The sequence below is a fragment of the Collinsella sp. TM10-22 genome, from assembly GCF_003466125.1.
Classification (GTDB): Bacteria; Actinomycetota; Coriobacteriia; order Coriobacteriales; family Coriobacteriaceae; genus Collinsella.
In genome coordinates this window covers 21,341-39,450 of the sequence record NZ_QSOC01000011.1, presented here as the reverse complement: position 1 = coordinate 39,450, position 18,110 = coordinate 21,341, and the positions used below count along the sequence as shown (strand labels likewise).

12 protein-coding genes are annotated in these 18,110 nt (G+C 58.4%); 9 read left to right on the top strand and 3 right to left on the bottom strand.

Translation table 11 applies throughout. From position 1 onward, the window contains the following. The first annotated feature begins 211 nt into the window (after positions 1–211). The 3 genes from coaE to uvrB are packed head-to-tail and all read left to right on the top strand — an operon-like array spanning position 212 to position 3,719. A complete protein-coding gene (gene coaE, locus DXD94_RS09350) occupies positions 212–853 on the top strand; it encodes a dephospho-CoA kinase (protein WP_117743847.1) in 642 nt (213 codons plus the stop codon). Continuing rightward, complete coding sequence (locus DXD94_RS09345) at positions 846–1,427, top strand: lytic transglycosylase domain-containing protein (RefSeq protein ID WP_117763877.1); 582 nt, start codon at positions 846–848, stop codon at positions 1,425–1,427. Before coaE ends, DXD94_RS09345 begins: the two co-directional genes overlap by 8 nt. A gap of 51 nt (positions 1,428–1,478) precedes the next feature. Beyond that, positions 1,479–3,719: an excinuclease ABC subunit UvrB gene (gene uvrB / locus DXD94_RS09340; protein ID WP_117763876.1), complete on the top strand. Its 2,241-nt coding sequence runs from the start codon at positions 1,479–1,481 to the stop codon at positions 3,717–3,719. A gap of 65 nt (positions 3,720–3,784) precedes the next feature. On the opposite strand, the gene DXD94_RS09335 is transcribed toward uvrB, so the two are convergent. From DXD94_RS09335 to DXD94_RS09325, 3 genes are all read right to left on the bottom strand, one after another. Beyond that, complete coding sequence (locus DXD94_RS09335; protein ID WP_117763875.1) at positions 3,785–5,425, bottom strand: NAD(P)/FAD-dependent oxidoreductase; 1,641 nt, start codon at positions 5,423–5,425, stop codon at positions 3,785–3,787. Positions 5,426–5,505: 80 nt separating this feature from the next. Continuing rightward, positions 5,506–6,777 (bottom strand): NAD(P)/FAD-dependent oxidoreductase, encoded by a 1,272-nt coding sequence (locus DXD94_RS09330; RefSeq protein ID WP_117763874.1) that lies wholly within the window; start codon positions 6,775–6,777, stop codon positions 5,506–5,508. Continuing rightward, positions 6,778–7,608: an Mrp/NBP35 family ATP-binding protein gene (locus DXD94_RS09325; protein ID WP_117763873.1), complete on the bottom strand. Its 831-nt coding sequence runs from the start codon at positions 7,606–7,608 to the stop codon at positions 6,778–6,780. It abuts the gene before it with no gap. Positions 7,609–7,868: 260 nt separating this feature from the next. Here DXD94_RS09325 and uvrA point away from each other — a divergent pair, with 260 nt between their 5' ends. The 6 genes from uvrA to DXD94_RS09295 all read left to right on the top strand — a co-directional run bounded on the left by uvrA (position 7,869) and on the right by DXD94_RS09295 (position 18,108). Then, on the top strand, positions 7,869–10,748 hold the full coding sequence (gene uvrA / locus DXD94_RS09320; protein ID WP_117763872.1) for an excinuclease ABC subunit UvrA: 2,880 nt from the start codon (positions 7,869–7,871) through the stop codon (positions 10,746–10,748). 134 nt (positions 10,749–10,882) lie between these two features. Then, complete coding sequence (gene ybaK, locus DXD94_RS09315; protein WP_117735354.1) at positions 10,883–11,383, top strand: Cys-tRNA(Pro) deacylase; 501 nt, start codon at positions 10,883–10,885, stop codon at positions 11,381–11,383. A gap of 3 nt (positions 11,384–11,386) precedes the next feature. Beyond that, a complete protein-coding gene (gene murJ / locus DXD94_RS09310; protein ID WP_233505143.1) occupies positions 11,387–13,069 on the top strand; it encodes a murein biosynthesis integral membrane protein MurJ in 1,683 nt (560 codons plus the stop codon). 6 nt (positions 13,070–13,075) lie between these two features. Beyond that, a complete protein-coding gene (gene uvrC / locus DXD94_RS09305) occupies positions 13,076–15,016 on the top strand; it encodes an excinuclease ABC subunit UvrC (RefSeq protein ID WP_117735353.1) in 1,941 nt (646 codons plus the stop codon). Positions 15,017–15,380: 364 nt separating this feature from the next. Beyond that, positions 15,381–16,994, top strand: coding sequence for an ABC transporter substrate-binding protein (locus DXD94_RS09300; protein WP_117735352.1), 1,614 nt, complete (start codon positions 15,381–15,383; stop codon positions 16,992–16,994). Between the two features lie 157 nt (positions 16,995–17,151). Beyond that, entirely contained in the window at positions 17,152–18,108 is a 957-nt protein-coding gene (locus DXD94_RS09295) for an ABC transporter permease (protein ID WP_022094871.1), read from the top strand. Positions 18,109–18,110: the final 2 nt, after the last annotated feature.

The following is an 18,110-nucleotide window of genomic DNA, read 5'->3' as shown; positions in this document are numbered from 1 at the left end:
AGGCCAGGGCGCCGCTGACCGGTGGACGGCACCGAGCCGTCGGATGACTTGAAGAAGGGGGAGGCCTCGCGGCCTCCCCCTTTTTGCGTTATAGACACGTTGTGCTTTGGGACCTAGCTCCCTCTTATGCGCTCTTACTGTTTGGCTGTATTTTGAGCCCTTCTAGTGTATTTGAGCGATAATTACTCGCATTGGCGTTAGGGAGGGCTTGATGTTTACCGTATTTGTCTTGGGCAATATTGCTTCGGGTAAGTCGACTGCCTGCCGCTATTTCGAATCTCGTGGCGCTATGCTTATCGATCTGGATGAGCTTGCAAAATCGCTGTATGTGCCGGGCTCTGATATCGTCAATGCTCTCGCGGATGAATTCGGTTGGGACATTTTGGATGAGGAAGGCGCCATTCGCCGCAGCATCCTCGCTTCTCGAGCTTTCGCTTCTCCTGATTCGGTCGCACGGCTCAATGGTATCGTGCATCCCGTTCTCATTGAACAGCTTTCGCTTAGGATTCTCGATCCGGTTTGTTGTACGGTTTCGTCTCCCCGTTATCCCTTTGCGGTAGTCGAGGTTTCTGCTCCGACTGGTTTTGAGGATGCATTTGGCTTGGCTGATGAAATTCTGGTCATCAGCGCTCCTTTGTCAGTTCGTCGCGAGCGTGCTATACAACGTGGCATGGAGCCATCTGATTTCGATGCCCGTTCTGCTTGCCAGCCCGATGAGTCTGCGCTGTGCAATCTTGCTACAACGGTTATTGATAATGCGGCAGGCGATAACTCGCTCTTTGAACAACTGGATGCATGGCTTGCGCGCCATGGGTTCGTGGATGTTGTGGATAAGGAGGAGGCCGATGCCTAAGACACGTTTCCTTACTTGGTATCGCCTTATACCGCTGGCTGCCGTTTTTGTCTTCGGCCTTATCTCATTCGTTTACTCGTATGCTCCTGCTGCTTTCTTTAAACCGCTGTATCCGATTGACTACGAGGCGTATGTAAAGCAATCCAGCATTTCGCATAATTTGGATCCGTATTTGGTGTGTGCTGTCATTAAGTCTGAATCGAATTGGGATCCCGAGGCCGAGTCGAATCAAGGTGCTCAGGGATTGATGCAGCTGATGCCCGAGACTGCCCAGGATATGATCGCCAAGGGCCTTGTCGACGGTGGCGAGTATTCGGTCGACAACCTTAACGATCCGGCAACGAATATCGAGTTTGGCTGTGCGTATCTTTCGTATCTTCTAGCGTATTTTAACGGGTCGACTGACAGTGCCATTGCCGCCTATAACGCCGGCATGGGCAATGTCGACGGATGGGCGCAGCAGAGTACGTCGCTTCATAATGCAATTACCTTTCCCGAGACGCAGGCGTATCTGATTCGTGTCAATAATGCCTGGGTTCGCTACAAGACCCTCTATCCCGATCGGTTCGTATAGGACTATGCCTGCCGCCTGCGTATACTGCAGATATATGAGTTAGGAGTATCCATGGCGGAATTTGAAGTAGAACGCGTTGGTGGTGAACTTAAGCGCTTTGGCGTTGAAGGCTCTGACGTGCCGTTTAAGGTCGTGTCTCCCTATGACCCTGCAGGCTCTCAGCCTAAAGCCATTGAGTCGCTTGTGCAGGGTGTGAGGGACGGAGACCGCTATCAGGTTTTGCTGGGCGTGACTGGTTCGGGCAAGACCTTCACGATGGCAAAGACTATTGAGGCCCTGGGAAAGCCGACGCTGGTCATGGCTCCGAATAAAACGCTCGCCGCTCAGCTTGCGAGCGAGCTCAAAGAGTTCTTTCCCAACAACGCTGTGGTCTACTTCGTCTCGTACTATGACTACTATCAGCCCGAGGCGTATGTGCCGCAAAGCGATACATATATCGAGAAAGACTCCTCGATTAACGAAGAGGTCGAGATGCTGCGACATCAGGCGACCGCATCGCTGCTCTCTCGACGAGATGTGATTGTCGTCGCATCGGTCTCGTGTATCTATGGCATTGGCTCTCCTGAGGACTATGCGGGCCTAGCCCCGAACGTCGACAAGAAGGTGCCGCTCGAGCGCGATGACTTTATCCATGCACTTATCGACATTCAATATGATCGCAATGACTATGACCTTGCACGCGGCACGTTCCGCGTGCGCGGCGATGTTGTCGACGTGTATCCGCCTTATGCCGAGCATCCGTTGCGGTTTGAGTTCTTTGGTGACGAGGTCGAACTGATTGGCGAGATCGATGAGGTCACCGGCGAATTGCTGCGTGAGTACGAAGCAATTCCTGTGTGGCCGGCCTCGCACTATGTGACCGAGAAGCCGAAGGTCAAGGCGGCTCTGAAATCGATCAGCGAAGAGTGCGAGAAGCGCGTGGCGGAGCTCAAGGCGACCGACAAGTTGCTCGAGGCGCAGCGTCTGCAGCAGCGCACCGATTATGATCTTGAGATGCTCGAGACGATGGGCTTTTGCAACGGCATCGAGAACTACTCACGTCATCTGGACGGTCGCAAGCCGGGTGAGCCGCCGTTTACCCTGATCGATTACTTTCCTAAGGACATGCTCTGCATCATCGATGAGAGCCATGTGACGGTGCCGCAGATTCGCGGCATGCACGAAGGTGACCGCTCGCGTAAGGTGACGCTGGTGGAGCATGGTTTTCGCCTGCCCTCGGCGCTCGATAACCGCCCGCTTCGTTTCGATGAGTTTGAGGCAAGGATCCCCCAGTTTATCTATGTTTCGGCCACGCCGGGTGACTATGAGCTGCGAGTGAGCCAAAATGACGTTGAGCAGATCATTCGTCCGACCGGTCTGCTCGATCCCAAGATCGACGTTCGTCCGGTCCGAGGCCAGATTGACGATCTTGAGGACGAGATTCGCGAGCGCGTTGCCCGCAAGGAGCGTGTGCTGGTGACCACGTTGACCAAGCGCATGGCCGAGGACCTGACCGACCACCTGCTTGATGCGGGCATTAAGGTCAATTACATGCACTCCGATACGGCGACGATGGACCGTGTCGAGATCCTGCGAACGCTGCGCGAGGGCAAGATCGATGTTCTCGTTGGCATCAACCTGCTCCGCGAGGGTCTAGACCTTCCCGAGGTCTCGCTGGTGGCAATTCTCGACGCCGATAAGGAAGGCTTCTTGCGCAACCGCCGTTCGTTGATTCAGACGATTGGCCGCGCGGCCCGTAACGCCGACGGCGAGGTCATCATGTATGCAGACGTTGTGACCGATTCGATGAAAGAAGCCATCGAGGAGACGCAGCGCCGTCGCGAGATTCAGATGGCATATAACGAAGACCATGGCATTGTGCCCAAGACGGTCCGCAAGGCCATTAACGACATTTCGAGCTTTATTGCCGAGGCCGAAAAGACTGTGGGCTCGAAGGGACGCTCGAGAGGCGATTCACTGGGTCACGGTGCGTTCTATACACCCGACGAAAACGGCGAGGGCGCCGCGCCGGAGACGTCGGCACCCGAGCAGACGCTTGCCGAGCAGCTGGAAGGGCTACCGCACGACGAGCTCGTGCGGATCGTCGAGACCATGGAGGAAGACATGCGTAACGCCTCCGCCGCCATGGACTTTGAGGAGGCGGCGCGCCTGCGCGATGCCGTCGTTCAGATTCGGGCGATGCTCGAGGGTGCGTCTGAGGACGAGACGATCGAGCGCTTACGTTCGCAGGCCCGCAAGGGTTCCACGTTCGCATCGGGCAGAAAACGCCAGGGTGCACGGTTTAAGAAATAGCGAACAGGCCCCGAGTTCCCTGTGGAGCTCGGGGCCTGTATCCTTTGCGCGCTGGAATTCGTGCGCTAGAGGTCAGCGATTAGGGCTTCGGCACAACGGATGCCGTCGGTGGCCGCGCTCATGATGCCGCCGGCATATCCAGCTCCTTCACCACAAGGGTAGAGGCCCGGGGTCGACACGGCATGGCACGCTCGGTCTCGGGTGACAGTGACCGGTGAGCTCGAACGAGTCTCCACACCGGTAAGAACGGCATCGGGGCGGTCGTAGCCTCGTAGCTTTTTTCCGAGTAGGGGAAGTCCCAGGCGGAGCGACTCGACGATATGCTGCGGGAGGGCATCGTCGATCGCCGTCCAGGTCACGCCAAGTGGATAGGTTGGTTTTACCTTTCCGGGTGCCGTGCTGGCGCGTCCTGCGAGGAAATCTCCGACGAGCTGTGCCGGTGCGTTCCAGTTGGAACCGCCCAGGCGATAGGCAGCCGCCTCGCAGGCACGCTGGAGCTCGATGCCGGCGAGCGGGTCATCGTTGGGAAGGTCCTCAGGCGTGACGTTAACGAGCAGAGCGGCATTTGCGTTGCGTCCGTCGCGGGCATTGAGACTGGCCCCGTTGACGCACAGATGGCACGGTTCTGAAGAGGCGGCAACAACCTGTCCGCCGGGGCACATGCAAAACGAGAACACGCTGCGGCCGTTGGGAAGATGGGCAACAAGTTTGTAAGGGGCCGCCCCGAGCGCTGGATGTCCCGCCGAGGCTCCATATTGGGCTCGGTCGATGTCGCGCTGCGGATGCTCGATGCGAACGCCCATGGCAAAGGTCTTTTGTGCGAGGGTCACGTTGTGGTCCTTAAGGAGCTCAAAAATATCGCGAGCAGAATGCCCGCAGGCGAGGATGAGGTGCTTTGTCTCGATTGGCTCGCAAGCGGCGTCTTGGGACGATTGGACATCAATACCGGTGATGGCGCCAGACACGTCGATGCGAATGTCGACGAGCCTCGTTCGATAACGGACGACACCTCCGAGCTGCTCGATGCGCTGGGATATAGCGGTGACAACCTTGGGAAGGATGTCGGAGCCAATGTGCGGCTTGGCATCCCACAGAATATCGCGGGGTGCACCCGCCTCGACGAAGGTTTCGAGGATAAGGCGATGGGCGGGATTTTTGGTTCCCGTATTGAGCTTGCCGTCCGAGAAGGTTCCCGCGCCGCCCAGGCCAAACTGGATATTGCTCTCGGGGTCGAGGATGCGCTCCTTTAGAAAGAGGTCGATCGCCTGCGAGCGGCGAAATGCCGGGTCGCCGCGCTCGATGAGCAAGGGCTTAAGACCTGCTTCGGCGAGCGTAAGCGCAGCGAAAAGGCCGGCACATCCGGCGCCGACAACGACGGGGCGTTCTTTGGGTGCGCCGGAAACGGGGGAGGGGAATGAAGGCCCATCGTCTTCTATCGCGCGTACGCGCGAGCGGTCGCGCTCGGCAACGTTGCCGACCGCTTCTCGCTCGAGGTGGGGACTAGTCAGCTCAACACGAAAGCTCAGGATAAAATGGACGTCTCGTTTTTTGCGAGCGTCGATTGACTTGCGGTGGAGCCCGATGGACTTGATCTCGGAGTCCTTGCAACGTAGGACGCGCTTGGCGACTCGCTTGCCAACAATGAGGCAGGCATTTTCATCGCCGGCTTCATCGAGCGACGCGTTGACTTGGGTGATTTCGATCATCGAGGTCTCCTTAGAGGCAAGAAAGAGGCCGTCCGGTATCCCAGACGGCCCGAATGCGTTTTTGATTATAGACTGCGTGGCTACAGGCTGCTTGCAGCGCGAATGCCCGAGAGCCAGGCCCACGCAAGGTTAAAGCCTCCACAATCGGCGTCGATGTCGAGCGCTTCGCCGCAGACGTAAAGCGGGGCGTCGACAACGCTGCGCGCGCGTAAACTGGGTGTTGAGATGCTCTCGACAGATACGCCACCACGCGTGACCTGCGCAGAGCGTTCCTCGGCTGTTCCCTCGACGAGCAACTTAAAGTGCTTGAGGATCGAGACCAGGTGGATGACATCATTGGAGCCTGGATGGCACTGCTCGAACGCTGTGCAGACGACGCGGGAGAGTTGCGGGGCGAGCATGCCGTCGAGCCAACGGGGATTGCGGGGCGAAAAGCTATCGAGCAGCTCAACGCGCCGGTTGAGCGTATCGAGCAATTCGTCTTTGGAGAGGTCGGGGAAAACGTCGAGCAGGATCGTATCGCCGCGCTGGATACGACGGGAGAGGTTGAAGACAGCGACGCCCGAGATGCCGAAGGTTCGAAACAGCACTTCACCGTCTTCGTGCCAGAGCTCACTATGGTTACGGGCGAGCGTCAAGCGGGCGCGGACGCGCAGGCCATCCAACGTCTTGAGTGCCGCCCGATCGCCAACGACCGTTGCCGAAACGGGGCAGAGGATGGGGCGCAGCGAAGTGAGGGGGAGGCGAAACGTATCGGCGATACCGGTGGGGCTGCCGCCCGTGGCGATAATTACGGCATGTGCCTGCAGGGTCTCGTTCTTGCGAGGGACATCGACGAGCGCTTTCCGAAGCGAGCGGAGCTCCGATTTTCGGTCGTCGTGCCTTTTTGCCTTGAGCGTCCGCGCTGGACGGTCTATTTGGAGTACCCAGCCTTCGGAAGCTTCGTGCGCCGAGGCAACGTTGGCTCCGCAGATTAAGGTGATACCTAGGCGGTCGCAAACGTTGAGAAGCGCGTCGCGCACCGATTCGGCGCGAAGGGAGCGCGGGTACAGTCGGCCTTCCTCGGAGGTTGTCATGATGCCCAGCGAGGAGAAGAAACCCATAAGCTCTTGTTCGGGCTGGGGGCCCATGACGGATTCAACGAATGCGGGGTGGTTATACCGCTGAGGATCAATCGATTCGTTGGAGAGGTTGCAGCGGCCGTTACCGGTCGCAAGGAGCTTAAGGCCACTGGCGACATCGCGCTCAACGATGCAGACGCTTTTGCCAGCGCGTGCAGCCGTAATGGCAGCGGCGAGGCCTGAAGCCCCGCCGCCGATTACCAGGACGTCATAGAAGGCGCTCGCGTTCACTTAGGCCTCGTCGGTCTCGTGCGGGGTAATGGCCTCGACGGCAGAGACTGCCTTGGGCAACATACCATCGGGCAGCGCGGTCTCGACCTCGCCCTTATCGCAGGCCTCAGCGAGTGCCGGATTAATGGGAAGCTGGCCCAAGATGTCAAGTTTATAGCGATCTGCGACCTCGGGGAGCTTGCTCTTGCCAAAGACCTCAATCTTCTTGCCGCAGTCGGGGCACTCAATATAGCTCATGTTCTCGACAATGCCCAGAATGGGGACGTTCATCTTCTCAGCCATGTTGACCGCTTTGGCGACGATCATCGAGACCAGATCCTGCGGGCTCGTGACGATGACGATGCCGTCGACGGGCAGCGACTGGAAGACGGTGAGCGCGACGTCGCCTGTTCCCGGAGGCATGTCGACCAGCAGGTAGTCGATGGGGCCCCACGAGGTCTCGCTCCAGAACTGCCTAATGGCGCCTGCGATGACCGGACCGCGCCAAAGGACGGGGTCGGTCTCGTTTTGGAGCAGCAGGTTGGAGCTCATGACCTTGACGCCGTGCTCTGAGATCTCGGGCAGCATAAGGTTGCCAAGGGCATGGACGTGGCGTCCGCTCATACCGAACATCTTGGGGATGGAGGGACCGGTAATGTCGGCATCGAGAACGCCGACCTTGTGACCGTGGCGGGCGAGCTCGGTGGCGATGGCACCGGTGACAAACGACTTGCCGACACCGCCCTTGCCGGAAAGCACGGCGATGACGCGCTTGACCTCGGACAGCGTGTTCTCCTCAAATTGCGACGGCGACGTTTGTCCGCCGGCGGCCTGTGCGTGTTCGCAACCCATGTATGACTCCTTTGTATATGTTGGGGCCGGGGCCCCGCGATGTGACACGAGCGTCATTGTACCCTCGTTTGCGAGCGGGAGTCATTTGTGATGCGCGGCGGGCGATCGATGGCATTCGAAAGCATGGGTCGGGTATGCGACGTGCGCGTGTCAGATAAAGCAAAAGGTTTGAGAATCTTGTATTACGAACATCTGTGCGCGTTGAGTGCGCTAAACTCATCGACGGTGTGATTTGAAGTTATAGGAGGCAAGGAGCTTCCATGTCTGATTCTTCTATCGTTATTCGCGGCGCTCGTGAGCACAACCTCCGTGATATCGATGTTTCCATTCCGCGTGACCAACTCGTGGTCATTACCGGTCTTTCTGGCTCGGGCAAGAGTTCGCTGGCATTCGACACTATCTATGCCGAGGGCCAGCGTCGATACGTCGAGAGCCTTTCGAGCTATGCGCGCCAGTTCTTGGGCCAGATGGACAAACCCGACTTGGATTCAATCGACGGCCTTTCGCCGGCGGTGTCGATCGACCAAAAGACGACGTCTAAAAACCCTCGCTCGACGGTTGGCACCGTAACCGAGGTTTACGACTATCTGCGCCTGCTGTTCGCCCGTGTGGGCACCCCTCACTGTCCCGAATGCGGCCGCGTCATTGAGCGCCAGACGACCGACCAGGTTGCCGACAAGGTCTTGGCCGCGGGGGAGGGTCGCCGCGCGTTTGTGCTGGCACCGGTGGTGCGCGGGCGAAAAGGCGAGTACACAAAACTGTTTGAGGACCTTCGCGCCGAGGGCTTTAGCCGCGTGCGTGTCGACGGTGAAGTGCGCTCGCTCGACGATCCGATCGATCTGGACAAGAAGTTTAAGCACGATATCGAGGTCGTGGTCGATCGCATCGTGATCCGCGAGAACTCTCTGGGCCGTATCGCCGAGTCTGTTGAGCAGGCGACCGCGCTGGCTCACGGCAATGTAAACGTGTACATGCTGCCCGATCGTGATGCTCCCGAGGGGACCGAGGGCGAGCTGCTGGAGTATTCGTTGGCCTTGGCGTGCCCGGAGCATGGACACTCCATTGACGATCTTCAGCCGCGTGATTTTTCGTTCAACGCGCCCTATGGCGCGTGCCCCGAGTGCGATGGCCTGGGCTTTAAGAAGACGGTCGATGCCGAAGCGCTAATCGAAGACCCCTCGAAGTCGATCGCCGACGGGGTCTTTGGCAGCCTGTTTGGCAACTCTAACTACTATCCGCAGATTTTCGCTGCGGTCTGCAAACACTTTAAGGTGAGCGTCGGTACGCCGTGGGAGGATCTGCCTCCGCGGGTGCGTCGCGCGTTTTTAGACGGCATGGGCGACCAGAAGATTTCGGTCGACTATCAAAAGCTCGATGGGCGTCGCAGCCAGTGGGACACCAAGTTCTCGGGCGTGCGCAATATCCTGTACGAGCGCTATAACGAGACGACGAATGAGAACACCAGGGCGCGCTTGGAGAAGTACATTCGCGAGGAGCCGTGCTCGAGTTGCCATGGTGCTCGTCTGCGCCCCGAGATGCTCGCCGTTACCGTAGGCGGTAAGTCCATTTACGAGGTCTGCTGCCTGTCGTGCCGCGAGTCGCTCGAGTTTTTTGAGGGCCTGGAGCTTACCGAGCGCCAACAATTTATCGGCGGGCGCATTGTTAAGGAAATCCTGGAGCGCCTGCGCTTTCTGGTCGATGTCGGACTCGACTATCTGACCCTCGACCGTGCCTCGGCGACGCTTTCCGGAGGCGAGGCCCAGCGCATTCGCCTGGCAACGCAGATCGGCGCCGGTCTCATGGGTGTCCTGTACATTTTGGACGAGCCATCGATCGGCCTTCATCAGCGCGATAACGAGCGCCTGATCAAGACACTTGAGCGCCTGCGCGATATCGGCAACACCGTCATCGTCGTCGAGCATGATGAGGATACGATTCGTGCTGCCGACTATGTGATCGACATGGGCCCCGGCGCGGGCGTGAACGGCGGACACGTGGTCGCCGCGGGAACGCCTGCCGATATCATGGCGTGCCCCGATTCGATGACGGGTGCCTACCTGACTGGCAAGCGAATGATTCGGGTTCCCGACAAGCGCCGCAAGCCCGGTCGCGGCTGCCTTAAGATCACGGGCGCCCGTGCCAATAACCTCAAAAACGTTACCGCCAAGATTGAGTTCGGTACGCTTACGGTCGTTACCGGCGTGTCGGGATCGGGCAAGAGCTCCCTGGTTACCGACACCATCGCGCCTGCCCTTACGAATGCCATTCATCGCTCGACGCGTCCCGTGGGCCCGTACAAAAAGCTCGAGGGTATCGAGTGCATCGATAAGGTGATCGACATTGACCAGTCGCCGATCGGCCGCACACCGCGTTCCAATCCCGCTACGTACATTGGCCTGTGGGATGATCTGCGCGCGCTGTTTGCGAGCACACCGGAGTCGAAGGCGCGCGGCTACTCGCCCGGACGTTTCTCCTTTAACGTGAGCGGCGGCCGCTGCGAAGCATGCAAGGGCGACGGACAAATCAAGATCGAGATGCACTTCCTTCCCGATATCTATGTCCCCTGCGAGGTCTGCGGCGGCAAGCGCTATAATCGCGAGACGCTTGAGGTCACCTACCGTGGTAAGACCATCTCTGACGTGCTCGACATGAGCGTCACCGAGGCGCTGGCTTTCTTTGGCAATATTCCTCAGATTAAGCGTAAGCTCCAGACTCTGTATGATGTGGGCTTGGGTTATGTGAGCTTGGGCCAGCCGGCAACGACGCTTTCGGGTGGCGAGGCACAGCGCGTAAAGCTCGCCAAGGAACTCCACCGCCGTCAGACGGGTAAGACGTTCTACATTCTGGATGAGCCGACGACCGGTCTCCATTTTGAGGATGTCCGCCAGCTGCTCGACGTGCTGCAGCGCCTGGTCGATGCGGGCAACACGGTTCTGGTGATCGAGCACAATCTCGATGTCATCAAGGTTGCCGACCGTCTGATCGATATGGGCCCCGAGGGCGGCAATGGCGGCGGAACTGTCGTGGTCTCGGGTACGCCAGAGCAGGTCGCGGCATGTTCACAGAGTTACACGGGCAAGTTCTTGGCCCCGCTGCTCGAGCGCGACCGCGAGCGTCAAGCACAACTCGACGCCCAGTAAAGAGACGCCGTCATGCGAGAAGCGCCACCGATTCCTTTCGATTCGGTGGCGCTTCTGTGTGTCGAGATGACGTATGCGGCTACATTGGACATATACTTAGGCGTTACGTTCGAATGCGAGGGAAGGGACATGCCATGGCAAAGGCTGCAAAGACGCCGAAAACCAATGCGATGCGCGAGCTGGAAAACGCCGGTATCTCCTATATTCTCCATACGTATGAAGACGATGGCGATGAGTCGGCGGGTTTAGGCGTTGCAATTTCGGAACAACTTGGCGAGGAGCCTGGCCAGGGTTTTAAGACCTTGGTTTGCGTGGCGCCGTCCAATGAACACGTTGTGTGCTGTATTCCCGTTGCCGACGAGCTTGACCTAAAGGCCGCCGCGCGCGCCGCTGGCGAAAAGTCGCTGACCATGATGCATGTTAAGGACTTGCTTGCCGCGACGGGGTATGTCCGGGGCGGCTGCAGTCCAGTCGGCATGAAAAAACGCTTTCGGACGCTGATCGATGAGACATGCGTCCTTTGGGATACCATTTTTATCTCAGGCGGTAAGCGTGGCTATCAGCTTGAGCTTGCCCCCGACGACTTAGTTGCATTTTGCGGGGCGACGGTTGCCCCGATCACGAGAGAGGACTGAACGATGCCGCAGGAAGAATCGAAGCGCGGGGCTCACTTTGCAAAGCGTTCGGCTTCTCAGACGCCCGCGCCTGAGGCTTCTTCGTCGCGAGATGACACTGACGACATGGGCTCGTCGGACTACTCCACGGTTGGTCGTTCCGCCGGGCTTATGACCATCCTGACCATCGTGTCTCGCGTCACCGGTTTTATCCGCACGTGGGCAATGGCGGCAGCTATCGGCATGTCGCTACTCTCGTCCTCCTATCAGGTCGCCAACAACCTGCCCAATATGCTCTACGAACTTGTGATGGGCGGCATGCTCGTGACGGCTTTTTTGCCCGTGTACATGGGCGTGAGGCGTGAGCAGGGTCGCGAGGCCTCGAACGAGTACGTGGGCAACCTGCTTGGTATTCTGCTTTTGGTGCTGGGTGGCATTTCGTTGCTGGGGACTGTGTTCGCCCCGGGCTTTATCTGGACGCAATCGTTCCTTTCGGGTGACGGCGGCAGCATGGATACCGCTGCGTTCATGTTCCGTTTCTTTGCCATCCAGATTCTGTTTTATGGTTTGGGCTCGGTGTTCTCGGGCGTTCTCAACGCACACCGCGACTACTTCTGGTCGACGTTTGCCCCGGTCCTCAACAATGTGATCGTCATTGCGAGCTTTATGGGTTTTGCGCCCGTGTCCGCACAGCTTGGCGAACGTGCCGGCATCATCTTGATTGCGGCCGGTACGACCCTCGGTGTCTTTGTTCAGATGGCATGTCAGATCCCCGCGCTTGGTAAGCACGGCGTGCATCCCCATATCCATATCGACTTTAAGGACCCCGCACTGCGCCAGACGATTGCGCTCGGTATCCCGACGCTGCTCGCCACAGTGTGCATGTTTGTCTCGACTTCTATCACCAACGCTGCCGCGCTGGTGGTCCAGCCCGAGACTGGTCCTTCCGTCATCGCCTATGCGCGTCTGTGGTACACGCTGCCCTACGCGCTGATTGCCGCCTCGCTTTCGACGGCGCTCTATACCGAGCTTTCTCACGACGCACAGGAGAAGGATTACGACAGCGTTCGCACGGGCATTTCGCGTGGCGTCGCCCAGATGCTGTTCTTCCTGATTCCGTTCACGCTGTACCTGATTGTCTTCGCGCGTCCGCTCAACATGATTTACTGTGCCGGCAAGTTTGATGAGTCCGGCGTGGCGCTGGTGTCCGAGTTCCTTGTCTACCTGGCGTTCTCGCTGCCGCTCTACGGCGTGGTCGTATTGATGCAGAAGAGCTTCTCTGCCTTGCTCGACATGAAGCCCTATAGCCGCTATTGCCTGTATTCCGCCATCGGCCAGGCCGGCTCGGTTCTGCTGTTTGGCGTTGTGCTGGGCTTCGGTATGCCGGCAATCGCGCTTTCGTATGTCGTTGACTACGTGATCTTGGTCGGTTGTTCGCTGTGGTGGCTGCGTCGTCGTCTGCGTGGCCTTCAGGTCAAATCTATCCTGCATGGCGGTTTCTTTGGCCTTTTGCTCGGTGGCCTGGGTGCTGCCGCAGGCGCCGGCGTCATGTGGGCGCTTGAGCACTTTGTCGGGGCACTTGGCGGCTCGATTCTGATTACTCTTGGCTACGTTTGCGTTGCGGGTGTCGTCTCGCTTGCTGTTACCTTTGGCCTTGCCGTCGTTCTTAAGATGCCCGAGGTCTCGGCGCTGCTTCGTCGCAAGTAGGTGCGCATGGTCGGTCACGACAACATTCCAACGCTTGCCGAGCAGGTTTCGCGCGTTCCCACGCAGCCCGGCTGCTACCTTTGGAAAGACGCCAAGGGCGATGTCATCTACGTGGGCAAGGCGAAAAACCTACGCGCCCGCATGCGTCAATACGTGACACTGCAGGATGAGCGTCAAAAGATCCCGCTGATGATGCAGCTGGTGGCGAGCTTTGACTATATCGTGGTGGAGACCGAGCATGAGGCGTTGGTGCTCGAGCGCAATTTGATTGGTCAGTACCATCCGTACTTTAACGTCGACCTCAAGGATGACAAGAGCTACCCCTTTATCGCCATTACAAAGGGCGACCTGTATCCCGCTATCAAATACACGCGTGAGCGTCATAAGCCGGGAACGCGCTATTTTGGACCCTATACCGATAGCCGTGCGGCACGTGAGACGATAGATACGCTGCGCAAGGTTATTCCCATTTGCTCCGCATCCTGTGCGGAGTGGCGTCGTTGCCGCCGTATCGTCGAGTCCCACAAGGGCGAGGAAGACATCGTCAATATGATTTGCGCGCAAAACGGGCGCCCCTGCTTTGACTACCATGTCGGGCGCGGACCGGGTGCGTGTGTCGGTGCGATTTCCCCGGCAGACTATGCCAAGAACGTCAAGCGTGTCGAGCGCTTTTTGTCGGGCCATCGCAAGGATGTCGTCGATGAGCTGACCTCCGAGATGACGGATGCCGCCGAGGCGCTCGACTTTGAGCGCGCGGCACGCGTCAAACGTCGTTTGGAGGTCATCAGGGGTCTGGACGATCGTCAGCAAGTCGTTTTTCCCTCCAGTGTCGATATCGATGTCATCGGTTTCTATCGCGAAGAGACCATCTCCGCCGCTTGCGTCTTCGTCGTTCGCGAGGGCCGAACAGTTCGCACCTGCGAGTTCATTCTCGACAAGGGTCTTGATGTTGACGAGGAAGAGCTCCAGTCGGGCTTTCTTAAACGCTATTACGATGAGACGGCTGATATTCCAGCTGAGGTCAACCTCTCCGTCGAGCTTGAGGATGCGGAGGCGCTGGGGGAGTGGCTTGCAGGCAAGCGCGAGCGTTCCTGCCATCTCCATAGGCCGCAGCGTGGCGAAAAGCACCGTTTGCTCGCTATGGCATCCAAAAATGCGCGCCATGCCCTCATGCGCTACATGATGCGAACGGGGTACGCTGACGACCGCACCAATCAAGCGCTCCTGGAGCTCGAAAGCGCGCTGGCGCTGCCGGCGCCGCCGATGCGTATCGAGTGCTTCGATATCTCGACGCTGCACGGAACCTTTACCGTCGCCTCGATGGTAGTGTTTACCAACGGGCGCGCTGACAAGAGCCAGTACCGTCGTTTTAAAATTCAGGCCGAATTGGACGAGGCAAACGACTTCGTGTCGATGTCCGAGGTTTTGGGACGACGCTACGCTCCCGAACGCATGGCCGATGAGCGCTTTGGCTCGCGGCCCGATCTGCTTGTTGTCGACGGCGGCAAACCGCAATTGACGGCTGCGATCAAACAACTTGAGGCCCTGGGGCTCGATATACCAGTTTGCGGCTTGGCAAAGGCCGATGAGGAGGTTTTCGTGCCTTGGGACGAGACGCCCGTCGTGCTGCCGACCGGGTCTGCTTCGCTCTATCTAATCAAACAGGTTCGCGATGAATCGCACCGTTTTGCAATTACATTCCATCGCGAGCTGCGCGATAAGGCCATGACGGTTTCGATACTCGATGACGTTCCAGGGGTGGGACCCACCAGAAAACGTGCCATTATGCGTCATTTTGGCTCGATGAAGCGTTTGCGCGCGGCGAGCGAGCAAGAGATCGCGGAAGTTCGAGGCATTCCTGCCGATGTCGCCAAAGCGGTTCACGAGACGCTCGTTGCGTGGGATGCCGAGCGTTCCGGGGCGGCGGCAAAGCAATCCGAAAACTAAACACGAGCCTAAACAGCTGATATACATGATTGCGCGATTTTCAACCATTTATTTCGCCATGATTGCCTGCTGGTTTCGGGTTTTATTAACGGTAAAACGTTTGACTAACCCAAGTGAAAACCCTGATATCCTGCGGGTTGACGAAGACTGATATCTCACCTCGTCGATACATACTGTCTGGCGAATCATTTGTCAATGAATTCGGTGAACGGTAGTAAATACCGTTCAAGCGGATGTATGTATCGGTCGCCGAGCGCGGCACCTCAGTTGGGTTCGTCGGTAGGTAAGGTATATATCGTCCGCAAGTTGCGCGGGGGCAAGTCTAGGTGCTCCCGAGTAAGATTCTCTATTGATAGGAGAAGAGATGGCCATCATCAACAAGGGTATGTCCAGGCGTTCGTTCCTCGGCCTCACCGGCAGCGTCGCTGCTGTCGCCGGCCTTGGTCTCACTGGCTGCGGTGGCAGCTCTAGCGACGAGGGTTCCGCTTCCGGCTCCACCGATTCCGCCAACCGTGGCGGCGGCGTGATCACCGCTGGTTCCGCTTACGCTCCGTCCAGCTTCGATCCCGCCACCACCGGTTCCGCTGTTGGCCTGGGTGCCAACTGGCATGTCATCGAGGGCCTCTACGGCATCGATTACCACGACTACAGCACTTTCAACGAGCTCGCTACTGACGATCCCAAGTCTGTGGATGACACCACCTTCGAGGTCACCATCCGTAAGGGCGCCAAGTTCTCCGATGGTACTGAGGTCACCGCTGACGACGTTGTGGCTTCCTACAACGCTTGCGCCGCTTCCGCTACCTATGCTCCGTTCTTCCAGCCTTTCGAGTCCATCGAGGCCAAGGACGCCAGCACCGTGACGGTCAAGACCAAGGTCCCCAACTTCTCCCTGCTCAAGGATCGTCTGGCCATCATCCGCGTTACCCCGGCCACCCAGGCCGAGGAGGATCGCGCCAAACAGCCGATCGGCTCCGGCCCCTGGATGTACGATGCCATCTCCGACACCGAGATCACCCTGGTTCCCAACCCCGAGTACAACGGTGAGTATGCTGCCGAGGACGAGAAGATCCAGTACAGCATCCTGACCGACCCCACCGCTCGCGTCACTGCTCAGCAGGAAGGCTCCACGCTCGTCATGGAGCTCGTTACCGCTGACGCCGTCGATCAGCTCGAGAGCGCTGGCTGCAAGATTGACAACGTTCAGGGCTTCGGTACCCGCTTCATCATGTTCAACGTCGCCAAGGCGCCTTGGAACGACGTCAAGGTCCGTCAGGCCGTTATGTATGCGCTCGACACCGAGAAGATGATCAGCAACACCTTCGCCGGCCTTGCTACCGCCGCCAGCTGCTACCTGCCCAAGAGCTTTACCAACTATCATGAGGCCTCCACGGTGTACAAGACCGACGCCAAGAAGGCTAAGAAGCTCATCGAGGAGTCCGGCATCACCCCGGGCGCCATCACCCTGCGCACCACCGATAACGAGCAGATTAAGGGCATGGCTGCCCAGGTCAAGAACGACCTTGACGCTCTCGGCTTCGATGTGACCATCCAGACCGATACCTCGCCGGCCACCTACGCTGCCATTGACGGCGGCGAGGCTTACGATATCCTCCTTGCCCCTGGCGATCCTTCCTGCTTCGGCGCTGACCCCGACCTGCTGCTCAACTGGTGGTTTGGCGACAACGTCTGGATGCAGACCCGTTGCCCGTGGAAGGAGTCCGCTGAGTGGGAGAAGCTCCACGGACTCATGGACGAGGCTCTTGCCGCCGAGGGCGACGAGCAGCAGAAGAAGTGGAACGAGTGCTTCGACATCATCGCCGACAACGCCGTTCTGTACCCCGTTGTCCACGTCAAGACCGTCTCCGCTTCTTGGGACGATCCGTCCACCGCGCCCAACGGCGAGGCCCTCGATGGTTTCAAGGGCATCGGCACGACGAGCATGTCCTTTAAGGGCGTCGCGACCGTCAAGGCGTAAGACTCGCTTGAGTCTATATGCAGGATACCGGTCGTTGAGACCGTATCCTCATAGTTGAAACAAAGACCCGGGCGGCAACGATGTCGCTCGGGTCTTGTAATGAGTATCCGTACTCATATACCAGTTGGTCCTACCGACAAAAGAAAGGGGAGAGAACGTGAACAACTTTCTACGTTTGATTGGAAGGCGTCTTGTCGCGCTGCCGATCATGGCATTGGGCGTCACCGTCCTGGTGTTCTTCCTTATGTCGTTCTCCAAGACCGACCCCGCCTACACGGCGTTGGGTGACGGTGCCTCGCCCGAGGCGGTTGCCGAGTACCATGAGAAGTATGGTCTGGACGACCCCTGGCCCGTGCGTTATGTGCGCTATATGGGCGACTTGATCCACGGCGACATGGGCACCTACGGCGCTGCTCGCAACTCTGTTGCCAAGCGCATCTCCACGGCCCTGCCCGTCACGATGCAGCTGACCTTTATCGGTCTTGCCATCGGCGCGGTCGTTTCGTTTTTGCTCGGCGTCATCGCGGCGCTGTATCGCGATAAATGGCCGGACCAAGTGATCCGCGTCTTTTCCATTGCCGGCTTGGCAACCCCGTCGTTCTGGCTTGCCGTTCTGTTGATTTTGCTGTTCTCTTCCTACCTTAAGGTGCTCCCAGCATCGGGCGCCCTGCCTCACTTCACCACGAATCCGGCTGGTTATCTGGGACGCATGATCATGCCCGCCATCGCCTTGGCATTTCCGCTGACGGGCCAGATGACTCGTATCGTGCGTACCGCCATGGTTGAGGAGCTCGATAAGGACTATGTCCGTATGGCTCGCGGTGCCGGCGTTCCCGAAAAGGTCGTCGTCGGTATCAACGTTCTTCGCAATGCGCTGATTACCCCGGTCACCACCCTCGGCCTTAAGATCGGCTACCTCATGGGCGGTGCCGTCGTCATTGAGGTTATCTTCAACCTCCCGGGCATGGGTACCGCGATTCTGCAGGGCGTTCAGGGCAACGAGGCGAACTTGGTTCAGGGCGTCGTCATCGTCGTTGCTCTTGCCTTCATCATCATCAACATCGTGGTTGACATGCTCTACCTGCTCATCAACCCGCGCATCAGGACGGTGTAGAT